Genomic DNA, 15,665 nt, shown 5'->3' on the forward strand with positions numbered 1-15,665 from the left:
TGCAACATTGTCATTAAGTGCCATCTGGGCGGGTTTCGATGGCGGCCGGGCGGACCTGGCTGGCCCGGATCCGCTCAAGGTCAAACTTGGGGCTGCGATCGAAGGTGAAGATGCCGTTCTTTTCCTGAAAGACGTCCGTTAGCTGGGTATAGCAATAACCGAACATGTCCGGGTTATCCAGCAGCACGCCACATAGTCCGTCGAAGCGGGCATAAAACTCCTCCTCGCTGCTGACGCGCTTGCCGTAACCCCACGACGTCGACACGTCGGTTCCCAGGCCCGGTTCAGCTGCCGCTTGCCGGACTTCGGCCTCGCTCCACCAAATGCCGCCAAATTCGGATACGAAGTACGGCTGGCCGGCATAGGGCACGGAGTAATCCTCTCCCTGCGGGTTCCGGTTCACAAACGGTTTCCCCTCCGCAAGGCCCTGCTGCTCGAGCCGGAGCCTCTCCGGATTCTGCTCGTAGGAATGGGAATCGTAAATGTCGGTTTCGCGGATGCGGTGAGAGTATCCGGAGGCATCGATGACAGGCCGCGTGGGATCGGCCAGCTTGGTGGCGAGGAACATGGCCTGAGTGACATCGTCCAAAACCGTGAGTCGATCGTGCAGGACCTGGTGCGTTTCGTTGAGGGGGCACCATCCGATGATCGAGGGGTGGTTGAAGTCCCGCTGCAACACCTCCAGCCACTGGGCTACGAAGCTCGCTGTCGGCTTTTGGTTGTGCCCAATGGTTCCTCCTCCGGAGACGCCCCAGTCGCCGAACTCGCCCCAGACAAGGTAGCCGAGGCGGTCTGCGTGGTAGAGGAAGCGCTCTTCGAATACCTTCTGGTGGAGTCGTGCACCGTTGAAGCCTGCGGCCATGGACAACTCGATGTCCTTGACTAGCGCGCGGTCATCAGGCGAGGTCATCAGCGACTCCGGCCAATAGCCTTGATCCAGTACCAGTCTTTGGAACACGGACTTGCCGTTGATACGAACCATCTTGCCGTCAAGAGCCACCGAACGAACTGCTGCGTAGCTGCTGACGCTGTCAGTAGCGTTGCCGGCAGCGTCCCGCACCGTCACCTCGAGGTCATAAAGGAAGGGATCCTCAATGCACCAAGGACGCAAGGATTCAGCGGGAATGCTGAGCCGCAATGTGGGCGTGAGGTCCACATCGGCCTTGACCGTGGCTTCCACCCTCACGTCGCCCTTATCGCTGAGCACGGCCGTCAGCGTGTGCCCGGCGCGGTTCTGGCTGATCGGGACCTCAAGAGTGATGCTTGAGTCGGCAAGGTTGGGGGTCATCCGGAGGCGTTTGATGTAGACCTCGGGAACAGCCTCCATCCAGACCGTCTGCCAGATTCCAGTGGTGCGGGTGTACTGGCAATGTGTGTTGTTGTACCAGGTTGCCTGCTTGCCGCGGGCCTGCGGTTCGTTCCGGGAGTCGCGGGCCCGGACAACGATGACCGCGTCCGTGCCAGGTTCGGCCACTCCACCAAGATCAGCGGTGAAGGGGGTGAAGCCACCCCTGTGGCGGGCCACCTCAATTCCGTTGACCCAGACGGTAGCGTCGTGATCCACGGCGCCGAAATGCAGGAGGACGTTCTGGCCAGCCCACTCCTGGGGGATGGTCACTGTACGCCGGTACCAGACGGCCTCCATGAAATCCACGTGCTCAATTCCCGAAAGCGTTGATTCCGGCGCGAACGGCACCAGGATCTCATTGGTGAGCTCGCGCTTGGCGAGGCCGCGCTCCAAACCCGAGTCACCGGCGTCGATCTCGAAACCCCAGATTCCATTGAGGTTCATCCAGTTTTTGCGGACAAGTTGGGGACGGGGATGCTCGGGCTTAGGTAGGGCCGGCATCATGTTGGGCTCTGTCAACGCATCTCCTTCAAAAGGGGAGGGGGTTCAATTTCCAGTCAATCGCATCACCGGAGAATGTGCACCCACCAGGTGCCGTACTCTCTGTACGGCACTAAATCGTCAGTCGCCGCGAAATCGGATTCCTGACGTGAGATGGTGTTTGTACCACCAGCCGCCGCGCGAGGAGATTGACGTGACGAGTTTCCGATTGGCCATCATTGATGACTATCAGCAGGTCGCCAGCGACTACGCCCCTTGGGATTCACTTCTCGACGACGGCGTGAAGGTCAGCGTTTTCAGCGCACCTTTTGTTTCGGAAGAGCAGGCTGTGGCAGCTTTGGCGCCGTTCGACATCATTGTGGCGATGCGCGAACGGACGCGCTTCCCTCGTCGCGTGCTTGAGTCATTGACCAACCTGAAACTCCTCGTGACCACGGGCATGGCCAATGCCGCGATCGACCTTGAGGCAGCGTCGGAGCGTGGCATCCTGGTGTGCGGAACGGGCGGTTCCCCGGCAGCGGCACCGGAGATGACGTGGGCGTTGCTGCTCGCTTTTGCCCGCAACCTGGTTGTGGAGGAAAACTCGCTGAGGGCAGGCGACTGGCAGACCGCCGTCGGGTTTGAACTCGAAGGCAAGACGCTGGGAATCGTCGGCCTTGGCAAGATTGGGAAGCGGATTGCGGGCTACGCGAAAGCCTTTGGCATGGATGTTCTGGCGTGGAGCCAGAACCTCACTGCGGAGTCGGCCGAGGCTGCCGGTGCCCGAAAGGTGAGCAAGGAGGAGCTGTTCCGGGAGTCCGACGTCGTGACCTTGCACCTGCGGCTGTCCGAGCGGACGGAGGGCGTCGTAGGTGCGGAAGAATTGAGGCTCCTGGGTCCCGAAGGCGTACTCGTCAATACCGCCCGCGGGCCACTGGTGGACGAGGCCGCGCTGATTCGTGCACTGGAGGAAGGCTGGATACGTGGCGCTGCCATGGACGTCTTTGACGAGGAGCCTCTGCCCGCTGGACATGCTTTGCTTCATTCCTCGCGTACCGTGCTCTCGCCACACATCGGTTACGTGACGCACGAAAGCTACCGGCAGTTTTACGGCGGTGCATTTGAGGACGTTAAGGCATGGGTGGCGGGCGCTCCCATTCGGACCTTGAACGACTGATTTAATCTTCGTAATCGGGAAACGCTTTCCGAGCAAAGCTGGCAAGATGGACCCATGCGTATCCTCATAGCCCCGGACAAATTCAAGGGATCCCTGACCGCAGCCGAAGCCGCATCGGCCATGGCCGAGGGCGCCCTCCGCGTCTATCCGGACGCCGTAACCACCCAATTCCCGGTAGCGGACGGCGGCGAAGGAACCCTCGACGCCGCTATCGCCGCTGGCTACGAGGAACGGAACCACGCCGTTGTGGGTCCGATTCTCAAGCCGGTCGGAGCTTCCTGGGCCATCCGCAAAGATTCATTCGGCGGAGCGACGGCCGTTATCGAAACCGCGCAGGCTTCCGGGTTGGCCTTTATGGAGCCCACCCCCGACAATTCGCTCCGTGCCCACAGCTACGGGTGCGGACAGCTGATCGCTGCAGCGCTTGACGCCGGCGCCACCGAGATTGTGTTGGGGCTTGGCGGTTCCGCAATGTCCGACGGCGGTAGTGGCGCCTTGCGTGCGCTGGGGCTCAAACCCGTGGACGCTGCCGGAAATGTGGTGCCTCTTGGCGGAGGTTTCCTTGCGGACGTCGTTGCCCTGGATGTCTCCGAGCTGGATCCGCGACTGCAGAACGCGAAGTTCCGGATCGCCGTCGACGTCCAAAACCCGCTGTTCGGCGCGGATGGTGCCGCTCATGTTTTCGGACCGCAGAAGGGAGCCGATGAAGACGCTGTCGAAAAGCTCGACGCCGGTCTCCGCAACTGGGCCTCGCTCCTTCGGGAAGCCACGGGCCGGGACGTCAACGTTCCGGGAGCCGGGGCGGCAGGCGGGTTCCCGGCGTCGTTCCTTGCCTTTACTGACTCCGCTCTTGAAGGCGGTTTCGCGCTGGTCGCTGGGCTGACCGGTTTGGCATCGCACCTAAGCGAGGCTGACCTCGTGATCACGGGCGAGGGCTCCATGGATGAGCAGTCACTCACCGGCAAGGCCCCGATCGCCTTGGCCGACGCCGCAAGCGTGCACGGCATACCCGTGGTCGCTGTGGCCGGCCGAATCACGGTAACGCCCGAGGATCTGGCCAAGCACGGGATCGTGGCAGCGGCACAGTTGCTGGACGTCGCGCAGCGCAAGGACGGTGTTCCCGACGTCGCCGACGCCGTTGCCAATGCGGCCAAGTATGTTGCGTGGGCTACCAGCCAGGTGCTTGAGGGGGCGTAGCCTCTTCGTTGCCGGGTCGAAGGCTACTGCCTGTAGCCTTCGACTTCGCTGATCGGGCGGGGTTCGGCCTCGTCGGGATTCTCACCAGCGCTCTTCTTGGCCCGCCGTTGGCGGAGCAAGTCCCAGCACTGATCGAGTTGAGCCTCAAGCTGGGCCAAGCGGGCGCGGCCGCCGTCGCCGTCGACGTCATCCTCAATTCCCCCGCCAACCGCTGCATCACGCAGCCGGTGCTCCTCTTCCACGAGTGACTGAATCCGTTCCAGAAGGTCCTGCTCGTCCACGGTTTGCTCTCCTTGATTCACTGGGTAATTGCTTATACCGAACGTAGTCTGGCCGGCGGGATGCGTCTACGGGTGGCCGACGGCATACTTGGGACATGAAATTCACCACGACCATCGTCGGCGATGGCAACAAGGCTGGCATTGTGGTTCCTGAGAACGTTGTTAGTGCGCTTGATGCCGGAAAGCGGCCCCCTGTGGTCGTGACCATCAACGGTCAGAGCTACCGCAGCAGCATCGCGGTGATGGGCGGGAAATACATGGTGGGAGTCAGCTCCGCGAACAGGGAACTGACCGGCACGTCCGCGGGCGACACCGTGGACGTGGATCTGCAAGTGGACACCCAGCCGCGTGTGATCGAGGTTCCGGACGATCTTGCTGCGGCCCTTGAGGCTGAGCCCGAGGCCAAGGCGTTCTACGGAACGTTGAACTACAGTGCCCAACGCCGATACGTGGAGCCGATTGGGGACGCCAAGACGGAAGATACCCGGGCTCGGCGGATCGCGAAGGTCGTTGCGGATTTGAAGGCGGGGAAGAAGTAGCATCCTGGCTGCCGGTCCCGCGTGAGGTGCCTGCCGCCGTCGTGCGTCCGGGCGATAGGCTGGACTTTTTGGATCTTGGGGGGACTGCACCGTGGTTTATGACCGAGAGCGTGACCGACGCGATGACGCCGTCTACGCCGAGCATAAGGATGCTGTAGCGCGCGGCGAGAAGCGGGTACTGCGCAGGACCAGCACGGGTGAGCTTCACAGCTACCCTTCGGACGAGATCGGGTTTACACCAGGGCGTGGTCAGGCGCAGGTCAGCACCTGGTGGGGGATGGCGGTCCTGGCCGCCTTTGGGTTTATGGGTTTTGTTGGTGCGTTCGCGATGTTCCTGGCACCTGCGTGGCAGGGAGACGGGCCTGGATGGGGTGCGCTATGGCCTATGGCATTTGCAGCGTTTATCGCTTGGTATGGGTTCAGCCTAAGCAGGGATGAGTATCGGGCAACCCGGCGTCGCAAGGAACGGGGCTCACCCAAGCCAGGTGCAGGGAGCGTGGATGTGGATCTGCTGGAACTGGGCAGGCGGAAGTGAACTTGTTCCGGAAGCGCTTGCTCGGGGCCCTCAGTATCGTTGCCATGTCCTTCGTCCTGACCGGCTGCTTGGGGGACTACTTTTCAGGACGGCCCTAAAGACCAGCGGGTCATCATCGTCCATGTGAATCCTGCCCAGGATGTGAAGGACTAGTTGCCGCGCCGTCGGGCGGTTTACTCCTTGCGCAGGCTGTAAGTGCTCACCACGTTGCCCTTGCTCGTTGCGTACTGGTCTTTGAGTTCGAGCCTGTTCGGTGGATCGCCGTCCTCGAAGAGCCGCCGCCCAGTGCCAGCCACCACGGGATGCGTCATGAGCGTGAGCTCATCCAGGATGCCTGCGAAGAGCAACTGCCGCACCAGGGAGATGCTGCCGCACACGGCGATCTCCCCACCGTCGCGCGTTTTGAGGTCGGTGACGAACTCCTCCAGCGGACCATTGATGAGGTGCGAGTTTTCCCATTCGAGGGGCTCGGACAGCGTGCGGGATGCCACGAACTTCTCCACGGGGTTGATGAATGCGGCAAAATCTTCGTCTTGCGAAGCATTGGGCCAATATCCGGCCCACTCCTGATAGCTGATGCGGCCTAGCACCACTGTGTCCACAGTGTTGATCATCTTGGTCAGTCCCTTGCCCAGCTCATCGTCGAAGCTGTCGAACTGGAACTTGAACGGGTCCTGAACTACGCCATCCACGGAGTGGAAAAGACCGGCGGTAACTTTGCGCATGGGTTCTCCTTTTAGGCCGCGGCCGTTGCCAGGCGACGACGGGACGGCAGTTCAGTGACGTTGCTCGACTCAGGGTTCAAGCGGACGGGAACTTCGAAGAGTTCCGCGTAGACCTGAAGTTTGCCGAGCGCGTCCCTGTCAACGGTGGCTTCGGAAAGGTCCATCTCGACGTTCAGGCCGCCGGCAAGGCTCTTGGTTCGCTGCACCACGGGGTAGAAGCCCTGCACGCTCGAAGTAGTGACGTGACCGGTTGCGGCAATCTGGATCTGTTCGCCGTCAACGTCGACTCGAACAACGACGGAGAGCTTCTCGCTGGTCAATGTGCTGCCTTTCATCAGGTTGCTGCCACGCTGCAGCGTCCCCCAGCGTATGTGCACGGTGTGACCTACGCAACATTACGGCGGCACGGCTTGCGTCGGCGGTGGCCGCCAGCCGGGCCACTGTTAACGCAGGCGTCGATGTTCTGCGCTGCGCTTCAGGGTCAGCGTCATAAGCACTTGCCGGCGTCACGTTGACCCGCATCGGCCGAAGAAGCCGATGGGACTGGTCAGCTAACCGGCCGAACGCTCAGCTACGTCACGGACGCTCAACAGCCGAACCAGGTCGGCATCCTGGGTATGACCGGTCGCTGGATTACCCTTACATGCAGTGCCCCCAAAATACAGTGATGGTATCCCAGCGATCATGACGCCAAATCCTCCTATTTCTTTATTATGACTTCTGATCAGGCTTACAGTCGGGATTATTCCATTGTAATTTCCGTTTTCTGCAGCGACCCCTCGACGAGGTGTTAGAGTAAATCCCGGTAAACGGAACAAGAATGATTGGTGTCATTAAGACCGTTCGCACGGAAGACGGTCTGGCTTGGCCCAGCGGGAATAATTTTCCGAGCCAGACGCATCTAGTAGACATACGGAGAAGTTGTGGGGACCAGTGAATAACCCATTTAATTCCCAGTTACCACGCCTTGGGGTAGGTCCAATGTCCCGGCTTACCGTTCAAGCCATGACTGATGTTGCCTATCGGCAACAGGCGCCAATCATGGCGATTGCAAGTCGTCGCCAGATTGACCATAAAGAGGCAGGCGGCGGGTATGTGGAAAATTGGACCTCGGCCGAGTTCGCCTCTTCTCTTTCCGCAAATGACCCCTCCGGCCTCATTGCAATCTGCCGCGACCACGGAGGACCTTGGCAGCAACCACTTCAATGGTCTGCTGATCCAGTGGTGGAGCTCGAGAATGCACTCGCCTCTTTCCGGAGCGATATCGATGCGGGCTTCAACCTTCTGCATATCGACACGTCCAAGGCGTCGAGCGGTTCAGTCGATATCGAAAGCGCCCTCGATCGACTAACGCTGCTCTACAGAGGGGCCTGGGAGCATGCCCGCCTCAAGGGTCGAGACATTTCCTTCGAAATTGGCTTTGAGGTTCAAGGCGAGGAGATGAACGATCCCCGGCAATTTCAAGTGGATCTGAACCGAGCCCTTGATGGTCTTTCCGCAGCAGAATTGCCGATGCCTGTCTTTGTCGTTGCCCAGACGGGCACGAAGGTGGTCGAGGACAAGAATACCGGCGCCCTGGTGCGGGGTGACCGGAACAGGGTCCTCGACGGAATCAGTGTCCTTTCAGCACTCTGCCATGACGCCTCTGTCCAGCTGAAGGCTCACAACGTTGACTATTTAGACCCCTCCGAGGTCACCCAGCTCATGACGGCCGGCGTAGATGCTATTAACGTTGCGCCTGAGTTCGGGGTCATCGAGACACGTGTCCTTCTCCAAGCAATGCGGGACCTAGAGGCCCGTGATCTCCGTGAGGCTTTCGTCAGTGCTGCAGTGGAATCAGGCAGATGGACGTCCTGGATCGTGGCAGGCAAGACATACGATCCCGAAACGCTCGCCATCTTGTCCGGACACTACATATTCAGTTCGGAAACTGGGAAGCGGATTCGAAGCGAGGTCGACCGAAGACGCGCCGAGATGGGACAGCCGTCCGTTGATATCGAAATACTCGATGCGCTCCGCTCGAGCATCGAGGGCTACCAATCCGCAGCGCAAAAGACAACGAACAAGACGGAGGCACACGTAAATGGCTGACTGGATTCTTGGCCTTGGTGGGTCTTCGCACGACTACTCAGCTGCCCTCATGCACGGCAACGACATCATTGTTGCTATCGAAGAGGAACGTATCTCTCGGGTTAAGTACGGCCTCGGTAACGGCTTCCAAAACCCTATCCGGGGAGCCATTCAGTATTGCTTGGATTACGCCGGAATCGGACTAGACGATATTCATTCAGTTGTCTCAAGCGATTTGCTCCCGCATCGGGTCCGCTCAATGTTCGCGGCGGATCAGTTAACCCTCTACCCTCACCACCTTTCTCACGCGGCATCCGCGTGGCTCCTGACTTCGCCAGGAGAAGAAGGAGGCGTCATCGTCTATGACGGGCTTGGGTCGGTCGCCGAACATCCGGGCCCGGATATGCGCGCCAAGCGTGAGACATTCACGTTCTATGCAGTGTCCTCGCTAGGCGATTTCACCCGTGTTGGTGGGACGTACGGCGAAGGATTTGTCGAACACACAATGTTTCCAATGGGCTACACCAATTCGGTAGGACAGATTTACGAGATCGTCAATGCAGCTGTTGGGTTCGCCGGCCTCGAGTCAGGCAAAACGATGGGGCTAGCAGGCTGGGGTAGTCCTCAGTACTTGGATGAATTTGCTAAGCATGCCCGGATTGGAGACTCGCTGGACTCGCTCTTCCAATTCAGCCCCTTCGATGGCTTCCTAGAAGAGCTTCAAGCAATCAAAGACCGCGATGGTGACACCTTCGCCACTCATGCGGATCTGGCAGCGACGGTTCAGACGATTCTCGAGAGGGTGCTGCTGCGCGGGTACGAGCTCCTTCGCGACGAGGCCCCCACTGGAACGCTAGCAATTGCCGGCGGTTGTGGGCTCAACACGGTTGCCAACGGAGTTCTTGCCGCACGGGCAGCAGCCGACGGGAGGAAAGTGCTTATCCCACCTCACTCCGGCGATGCCGGTCTTTCATTTGGCGCCCTTTATCTCTTCGCAAAGGAACGTGATGCCGAAGTTCAGGTCACCTTCCGAGGTAAAGCAGTCGATGATCGGGTCGCTCGGCCGTCCAAAACGTACGCTGCAGATGCGGGCCGCGCAGAAGTACGAATGTTCTACCCGGATCTTCTTGTTGAGCCGAGCCTGATGAGTCCTGAACAACTGGCTGCCCGTTTGGCAGATGGGGAAATCATTGCCGTATTCGAGGGGTCATCCGAATTCGGACCGCGCGCCCTTGGCGGCCGCTCAATTCTGGCCGACCCGCGCAAAAGCATGGTCAGGGAGCGGATTAACCGTCAAATCAAATATCGGGAGCCTTTCCGCCCCATAGCTCCTCTCATCCTGGATAGTGAATTTAGCGATTACTTCGAGCCGTCGAGTGCAGCGGACCCTTTCATGCTGAAAGTCGCGCAGGCAACTGAACTCTGCAAGACATCAGCTCCTGCTGTAGTTCATATTGACGGCGGCTCGCGAGTTCAAACGGTGCCCTCAGAAGGAGACAGCTTTCTTACAAGAACGCTTCGCGAGTTCTTTGCCATCACAGGGGTGCCGATCCTGGTAAACACGTCGTTCAACAGGCGCGGTGAGCCCATTGTCGAGACTCCTCTCCAGGCGCTCCGTGCCCTCCATGAAATGCCTCTCGACGGCCTCTGGCTGGAAGGCCATTTCGTAACCCGCGTTCCATCGCACTTTCCCCCCGCTGTCAGATGAATGTCGCGTCTCGTGTGATCCCTACGGACGCAGGGCGAAAAGTAGAAATTCTGGCGGGTGTTGACGCGCGAAATCTCATCGTGCGTAAAACCGCAGAAGAAGGGGCGGACGCCTCCCCTTTGCTGGAACAGGCGAGACACCTGCACTACATGCATGACACTCACAATCTGCGCATGTACCCAGAGGTCATTCGGACCTTCGACACTGGCTTTGACATGACTTTTGTGCGCGGTGAAACGTTGTCCTCGTACCTCGATAAATCCAGTCATGGGGACGACGCCATTGCCAATGCTGTTGACGCATTATTCGATCTTGCTCTCACGCTACGGAAGCCGTGGCACCAGGAGGCCGAGCATAGAATCAACTTCCTTCGCGCAGAAGCACTGGAGCGGCAGGGCCGGTTTAAGCGAGCCATCGCCAAGACACACCTATCCTTGAAACCTTCGACGCGTTCTCTCGTTTCGCTGCTCGATCAGGTCGTAGCGGACTCCTCGAACTGGGTCTCGCGTGCCATCGACAGCCAAAATGTGGATCAACGGGCCAGACTTTCAATAGCCGTTCACGGTGATTTTGTGCCTTCAAACGTCATTCTCCATGGGCCAGAAACGACGTTTCTAGACGTGCGTGGGGTCTGGTATCAAGGGGTCCCTTTATGGGATCCAATCATGGATCTGGCATCTTTCTGTGTCTTTGCAGAGTCGATTTGGCCAGCTCTGGCGGACTCTGGATTTGCCACGCCCATGCGTCATCCCTTTAAGGAGGGCGAAGTTTTGACGGCCGCCTTAAAATCCATCGCGCTCCAAGCATGGCTTCGAAACGACCCGCATTGGCGGGCGCGGTTCGACGTTTACCGGGGCTTCCGCGTCCTAGGCAATATTGCAAACCATCTCACCACCACTCGCCAAGACGGATTTGACCACGCGGTAGCTGTGCTGGGCCCCTACCTATCAATCTCCAAGAGGATTGCTGCTCATGCCACCTGATGTTCGGAATCGGTCGCTTGTCTTCGATTTTGACGGCACTTTGGCGTACCCGAAAGCTCCAATTGGTAAGGACATCTCCGATCGGTTTGGCCTGATTCTTTCCGTCGGAAGAACGTGCATGGGAATCATCACGAGCGCGCCCGCGAAAGACCTTCGGAAACGCATCCCGTCGGTTTTATGGACGTTTGCATCTTCCGATAATCTGATTCTTTTGCCCGACGGGGGAACTTCTCGGATTCCGGAGGGGCATCCCTCGCCCGAGCCCCCCGGACCATCTGCTAGCTCCGTTGATTCCCTAACGGCCCTCGCTAAGTCGGTTGCCCGCGAGCTCGGCCTTCCAAACCCGATGCGCTCGATGTCCGGAAGTCAGGTTCTCGTGTCCTTCACATCCGAGACCGCGGCGCAACAATCGCGCGAGGGCCAAGCACGCGACGCATATTTTCTTCTTGCAGGCCGGGCCAACCTTGGAGTTAACGTCTACCGGGCGGGACAGCGGTCGGTCTCTGTCGTAGCCGACAATTGGAATAAATTGCGAGCGTTGGAATGGCTGGCGACGAGATGGGGCATTGCCCTTGAAGACCTGACCTATATGGGTGATGACTTCGGGCCTGGAGGTAACGACGAGCCCATCCGCAACTCCGCAGCGCATGTTGTGTCGGTCGAGACACCCCAAGAAACGTTCCTCCACGTCGACGCCCTGATGAAAGAAGAAGACCTATGAATGAAGCTCGCTGGGACCGGCTGGAGGCGACCAGGGCGTACGCAGGTCGCGTGAAGTTGACCGACTACCTCGTTCGCCTGCCCAGCGGCGAGTTGGGCCATTACGAAGTTGACGAGAGCATGCCCTTCGCCGTGGCCGTGCTGATCGAGCAAGACGATGAAATACTTTTGACCCGCCAGTACCGCTTCCCTCTAAACGCCTGGATTTTTGACTTACCGGGAGGTGCCGGCGAGGAAGGAGAACTTCCTGAGATTGCCGCGCGCCGTGAAGTGCAGGAAGAGCTCGGACTAAGCATTGATTCCATAGTGGCCCTTCAACACTTCTTCCCTAATCCTGGACGGTCAGCTTGGCCGGTTTATTTGTTTCTCGCCAAAGTCGCGGAGGAAGGCCTGGCTGCTCTAGACGACCCTTGGGAACGAGTAGCAGGTCGGCGCGTTAAGAAGTCCCATGTCAGGGAAATGATCGCGGCGGGCGAGCTTGTTGATCCGTCTCTTCTCATAGCTTGGCAGAGCGCTACGGCGAAGGGCCTTCTCGGTGTTTAGCGACAGAGCCCCGACCGCCCAGAGAAACAACTCTCTTCTCTTCGGCGCGGTCATGGTTGATGCCGTAGGAGTTGGCTTCTTCCTCCCGATCTCTCTCCTAGTGCTCATTCGACATAATGGACTCGACTCGGTCGACGCAGGTGCCGCAGTAACCGTCGGGGCGCTCGTGGCCATCTGTACGATTCCGAGCGCGGGCCAGCTGGTGGGTCGACTCGGGCCGCGTCGCGGGCTACAGACCAGCAATTTACTTTCTGCAGTAGGAGCTGGCCTCTATCTGGTTGCCTATTCGTCCCCCTTGGCAGCGGTAGCGAGTTTTGTCGGAATGTTCGGTGACAAGGTATATGGCGCCGCGTGGCCGGCGCTTGTTGCCTCGATGTTCGGCCGCGACAGGGTTGGGAGCTGGCTGGCGACGGCGAATGCTGTTCGTACAGGCGCCGTGGCAATCGGTTCGATCGCTGCGACTGTGCTTTTGGCCAGCGGTTCAACGCGCGCACTGACTTGGGCAGTGGTAGCCAATATCGCAAGCAAGACGCTCTCTATGCTGGCTGTCGCATGGCTGAGATCCGAGAAGTGGGCTCCATTGGAGAAAACTTCTTTCAAGGATGTACTTGAACCTTTGGCAAACCGTTCATTTATGCGTCTCCTGACAGGGCAGACACTCTTATCAGTTGCTTGGGCGGTGACGCCTGTAGTCTTTCCGCTCCTGCTCGTGGCCGGCCTCGGATTACCCGTTTACTGGGCCACAGTTGTGCTCGCCGTGCGTTATGGCGTGATCGCTCTCCTGCAAATCCCTATCAGAAAAGCGACCAATAGCTGGTCAGATTCAACCGTCATGGGAACGACGTACGTCCTAGTCCTTGCCTCTCTCATCCTCTGCTCCGTGATGCTGTCTTCTCGTAGCCACAATTTCGCAGTGACGGGATCGGCGGCTCTCATCGCAGTGGTCGGTATAGCACTGGCGGAAATTCTCTCAAAACCAGCCGCGTCGCAAGCAGCTGTACTGGCATCGCCCCCCGGCCGCGAAATCCCTTTCATGGCCGTCTTTCAACTCTCCTGGACCCTGTCATATGCCGCTGCGCCGCTACTAGTAGGAGTAGGGGTCGAGACGCCCCTCTTTATGTGGGTTGCCCTGATTCTGCTAGTCGGAGCGGGTGGCTTCGTCCAATTGATCCCCCAACTGAAGGAATGGCATGCAAAGCTTCGATGAGGATGAGTCCGCTAGACAAGACGACTGTGAGTTGATAGCCGCAGCCGCAATAACGGCTGTTGACATCAACGCGCCTGCCCAAAGTCTTCCGCGCTGGAAACAGGCAGAGCTGCTTTACGAAGCTGCTCGTATTGCGGTGTCCGAGGTACTGCCTGGCGACCCTTCTTGGTCAACCCTGCAAAATCTGGACGCCCCTCAATCGCGAGCCCTGTACAGAACCGCTGTCATGTCGCTCGAGCTGAGCAAAGCGAATGTGAACGGTAAAACTCGGGAACTTGCTGAGCGCGTGCGTGAAGGCGCAAGGCTCATCTACTTCACTAGTCCCTTTACCTTTTCGATCCAGACGGCGACCAAAGACAAGGTAGTCTCAGGACCTCAGATTCGCGTCGTAGTGCCATTTCGAGACGATTCAACGCGGCAATCTCGGTTTCAGAATCTGATCACACTCGTCGACCGTCTGAATCAACAAACCTTACGGAAACAAATTCGAATCGTGGTCGTGGAAGGCGACATCTCTGAGCGTCACGAGGACTTGCTTTCATGCCTGGTCGATGAATATGTATACGTTCAACATTCGGGTCCGTTCAACAAATCGATGCTCGTAAATCGGGGTGTTGCATCATCCAACGGTGACGAGGATATTCTGATTCTCGACGGCGATCTCTATCTGCCTGACAACTTTATTGAGCTAATCGTCCACGCTCGGCAAGAGGAGGGGAGGAACTTCGTGCCGGGAAACAGAGGGCTTTTTCTCGACAGCAAGTCCTCCGATGATCTGCGCAATCACGACACACCCGACGCCGTCATCGAGCTTTCCGGCTATGCACTAGCGGATCCTCGAGGTCTTTGCGTCGCTACCAACGTTAGAGACTTCCGAGCCATTGGCGGCTTTGATGAATCGTTTATTGGCTGGGGAGGGGAAGATCGGGACTTTCACATGAGGCTGAATGCGGCGAGATGTGTTGGTCGGCTCAGGGGTGATTTGTTTCACTTGGCTCATCAGCGTCCCGACATGAATCCGTACACAGACTCACTCGCCTGAGCCTGCCCCGAGCCCGGACAGGTGGTTAGTTGGTTAGGCTGCCAGTGTGAGTTGGCGGCATTCGTACTCTAACGGGCTGAGACAGCCGATGCTGGAGTGGCGCCTTCGGTCGTTGTACCACCCGTCGATCCAGGTGTAAGCGCTGCGGCGTGCAGCGTCGAGATGGAAGAACCGCGCCAGATCCGCCCGCGCCAGCTCACCCCTAAACCGCCCAAAAACTGCGGCCTGATCATCACTGAGGAATTCCACCGGAGCGCCCTCACACTACCGAACCACGAGGCTTAGCGTTCAATCCTGTTCCACTACTACCAAGACCCCGGCCCGCTCCTGCTGCACGATCTCCAATTTGCCAGGCCAGCACCGCGCGACTGTCCGTCAGCTTTTCGGCCCCCAGCGGGCAACGATGGCATCCTCAATAGCTTTCCGCTGCGAGATCCCATGTTCAGCAACAGCTTGGTCCAGCAGTTCCATAACCGATTGGAGATTCGAGGGCCGATTGCGATGGTGGCCTCCCGTTTCTTTGTCGTCGCAGCAGTGGGAGTCTGTTGGAGGGCGGGCGCGGCAGCGGGTTGAGTCTTAGTGCGGGCGAGACGATGTCTACGGGATCCAGGCGCTCGTCCGGCGCCGGTTTGGGGCCGCGACGGGCTGGAAGGACCGGCCTGTCTTTCATACTCTCTGTCATCGGATGATCTTCTCTGTTAGTTCCTTGTAGGCGTCAACGACGGGCGAGCCCTTTCGGTACTCCCCGTACCATCCTGAGTAAGCCTCATCTTCTGGACGATTGTCCGGTGCGGAACTAGCGGCGTCAGCAGCATGCCAGTATCCCTCAGCTGGTCGATACTTTTTGCAGCGATCCTGCTGATGGGCCGATGATTCAGTGGCTGATGCCCTTGTTCACTGTTCCCGCACGCCCGCAAGAACCCATGCCAGCCGGTGCTGTGCGCAGGCAGTAGGCATTCGGGGAGGGCAGTGACGCCAAGCCCCGCCGTCGTCCGCTGTGAACGTTCGACGGCGGCACTCACGTTATGTGGGTCTGCTGGGTGCGCGCTAGGTGTAGTGTCCCGGCAGGTTGGTGACACGGGATTGATGTGACGCAATAAGAGGACCTCC

Annotated in this window: 15 protein-coding genes; 11 read left to right on the forward strand and 4 right to left on the reverse strand. The window is 58.9% G+C overall.

Annotated elements, in window-relative coordinates; all coding sequences use genetic code 11:
- Positions 1-13: 13 nt before the first annotated feature.
- Positions 14-1,852 (reverse strand): sugar-binding domain-containing protein, encoded by a 1,839-nt coding sequence (locus LDN75_RS00310; protein ID WP_223937684.1) that lies wholly within the window; start codon positions 1,850-1,852, stop codon positions 14-16.
- A gap of 190 nt (positions 1,853-2,042) precedes the next feature.
- On the opposite strand from LDN75_RS00310, the gene LDN75_RS00315 reads away from it, so the two are divergent.
- Positions 2,043-3,005, forward strand: coding sequence for a D-2-hydroxyacid dehydrogenase family protein (locus LDN75_RS00315; RefSeq protein ID WP_223935233.1), 963 nt, complete (start codon positions 2,043-2,045; stop codon positions 3,003-3,005).
- 54 nt (positions 3,006-3,059) lie between these two features.
- The gene (locus tag LDN75_RS00320; protein ID WP_223935234.1) at positions 3,060-4,202 is read left to right on the forward strand and encodes a glycerate kinase; all 1,143 of its coding nucleotides are present in this window, start codon (positions 3,060-3,062) and stop codon (positions 4,200-4,202) included.
- A 23-nt stretch (positions 4,203-4,225) separates the two neighbouring features.
- Here the strand turns inward: LDN75_RS00320 and LDN75_RS00325 are convergent, their stop codons facing one another.
- Entirely contained in the window at positions 4,226-4,483 is a 258-nt protein-coding gene (locus LDN75_RS00325; RefSeq protein ID WP_223935235.1) for a DUF2630 family protein, read from the reverse strand.
- Between the two features lie 95 nt (positions 4,484-4,578).
- Here LDN75_RS00325 and LDN75_RS00330 point away from each other — a divergent pair, with 95 nt between their 5' ends.
- Together LDN75_RS00330 and LDN75_RS00335 are read left to right on the forward strand one after the other, a co-directional pair.
- Positions 4,579-5,022, forward strand: a complete 444-nt coding sequence (locus tag LDN75_RS00330; protein WP_223935236.1) for a YdeI/OmpD-associated family protein — start codon at positions 4,579-4,581, stop codon at positions 5,020-5,022.
- Positions 5,023-5,113: 91 nt separating this feature from the next.
- Entirely contained in the window at positions 5,114-5,557 is a 444-nt protein-coding gene (locus tag LDN75_RS00335) for a hypothetical protein (protein ID WP_223935237.1), read from the forward strand.
- A gap of 173 nt (positions 5,558-5,730) precedes the next feature.
- Here LDN75_RS00335 and LDN75_RS00340 read toward each other — a convergent pair whose 3' ends face one another.
- Together LDN75_RS00340 and LDN75_RS00345 are read right to left on the reverse strand one after the other, a co-directional pair.
- Positions 5,731-6,282 carry a dihydrofolate reductase family protein gene (locus tag LDN75_RS00340; RefSeq protein WP_223935238.1) on the reverse strand — a complete coding sequence of 184 codons (552 nt, stop codon included), beginning with the start codon at positions 6,280-6,282 and terminating at the stop codon, positions 5,731-5,733.
- Between the two features lie 11 nt (positions 6,283-6,293).
- The gene (locus tag LDN75_RS00345; protein ID WP_223935239.1) at positions 6,294-6,617 is read right to left on the reverse strand and encodes a hypothetical protein; all 324 of its coding nucleotides are present in this window, start codon (positions 6,615-6,617) and stop codon (positions 6,294-6,296) included.
- A gap of 706 nt (positions 6,618-7,323) precedes the next feature.
- Between LDN75_RS00345 and LDN75_RS00350 the strand changes: the two genes are divergently transcribed.
- From LDN75_RS00350 to LDN75_RS00380, 7 genes are read left to right on the forward strand one after another with little or no spacing between them, the layout of a single operon-like run.
- Positions 7,324-8,373: a hypothetical protein gene (locus tag LDN75_RS00350; protein WP_223935240.1), complete on the forward strand. Its 1,050-nt coding sequence runs from the start codon at positions 7,324-7,326 to the stop codon at positions 8,371-8,373.
- A complete protein-coding gene (locus tag LDN75_RS00355) occupies positions 8,366-10,060 on the forward strand; it encodes a carbamoyltransferase C-terminal domain-containing protein (protein ID WP_223935241.1) in 1,695 nt (564 codons plus the stop codon). The genes LDN75_RS00350 and LDN75_RS00355 overlap by 8 nt, the downstream gene beginning before the upstream one ends.
- Positions 10,061-10,074: 14 nt before the next feature.
- Positions 10,075-11,043, forward strand: a complete 969-nt coding sequence (locus LDN75_RS00360) for a hypothetical protein (RefSeq protein WP_223935242.1) — start codon at positions 10,075-10,077, stop codon at positions 11,041-11,043.
- Positions 11,033-11,764, forward strand: a complete 732-nt coding sequence (locus LDN75_RS00365; protein ID WP_223935243.1) for a hypothetical protein — start codon at positions 11,033-11,035, stop codon at positions 11,762-11,764. The genes LDN75_RS00360 and LDN75_RS00365 overlap by 11 nt, the downstream gene beginning before the upstream one ends.
- Entirely contained in the window at positions 11,761-12,306 is a 546-nt protein-coding gene (locus tag LDN75_RS00370) for an NUDIX hydrolase (RefSeq protein ID WP_223935244.1), read from the forward strand. The genes LDN75_RS00365 and LDN75_RS00370 overlap by 4 nt, the downstream gene beginning before the upstream one ends.
- A gap of 52 nt (positions 12,307-12,358) precedes the next feature.
- The gene (locus tag LDN75_RS00375; RefSeq protein ID WP_223935245.1) at positions 12,359-13,513 is read left to right on the forward strand and encodes an MFS transporter; all 1,155 of its coding nucleotides are present in this window, start codon (positions 12,359-12,361) and stop codon (positions 13,511-13,513) included.
- Complete coding sequence (locus tag LDN75_RS00380; protein ID WP_223935246.1) at positions 13,497-14,555, forward strand: galactosyltransferase-related protein; 1,059 nt, start codon at positions 13,497-13,499, stop codon at positions 14,553-14,555. Before LDN75_RS00375 ends, LDN75_RS00380 begins: the two co-directional genes overlap by 17 nt.
- The last annotated feature ends 1,110 nt before the right edge of the window (positions 14,556-15,665 follow it).

It is taken from the genome of Arthrobacter sp. StoSoilB5, from assembly GCF_019977235.1.
Taxonomy (GTDB): domain Bacteria; phylum Actinomycetota; class Actinomycetes; order Actinomycetales; family Micrococcaceae; genus Arthrobacter.

What these genes read in the sequence shown, in the direction of transcription:
- LDN75_RS00375 (WP_223935245.1), top strand. Translation starts at nt 12,359, where the DNA reads ATGGTTGATGCCGTAGGAGTTGGCTTCTTCCTCCCGATCTCTCTCCTA.
- LDN75_RS00310 (WP_223937684.1), bottom strand. Translation starts at nt 1,852, where the DNA reads ATGATGCCGGCCCTACCTAAGCCCGAGCATCCCCGTCCCCAACTTGTC.
- LDN75_RS00370 (WP_223935244.1), top strand. Translation starts at nt 11,761, where the DNA reads ATGAATGAAGCTCGCTGGGACCGGCTGGAGGCGACCAGGGCGTACGCA.
- LDN75_RS00355 (WP_223935241.1), top strand. Translation starts at nt 8,366, where the DNA reads ATGGCTGACTGGATTCTTGGCCTTGGTGGGTCTTCGCACGACTACTCA.
- LDN75_RS00345 (WP_223935239.1), bottom strand. Translation starts at nt 6,617, where the DNA reads ATGAAAGGCAGCACATTGACCAGCGAGAAGCTCTCCGTCGTTGTTCGA.
- LDN75_RS00365 (WP_223935243.1), top strand. Translation starts at nt 11,033, where the DNA reads ATGCCACCTGATGTTCGGAATCGGTCGCTTGTCTTCGATTTTGACGGC.
- LDN75_RS00350 (WP_223935240.1), top strand. Translation starts at nt 7,324, where the DNA reads ATGGCGATTGCAAGTCGTCGCCAGATTGACCATAAAGAGGCAGGCGGC.
- LDN75_RS00330 (WP_223935236.1), top strand. Translation starts at nt 4,579, where the DNA reads ATGAAATTCACCACGACCATCGTCGGCGATGGCAACAAGGCTGGCATT.
- LDN75_RS00340 (WP_223935238.1), bottom strand. Translation starts at nt 6,282, where the DNA reads ATGCGCAAAGTTACCGCCGGTCTTTTCCACTCCGTGGATGGCGTAGTT.
- LDN75_RS00380 (WP_223935246.1), top strand. Translation starts at nt 13,497, where the DNA reads ATGCAAAGCTTCGATGAGGATGAGTCCGCTAGACAAGACGACTGTGAG.
- LDN75_RS00320 (WP_223935234.1), top strand. Translation starts at nt 3,060, where the DNA reads ATGCGTATCCTCATAGCCCCGGACAAATTCAAGGGATCCCTGACCGCA.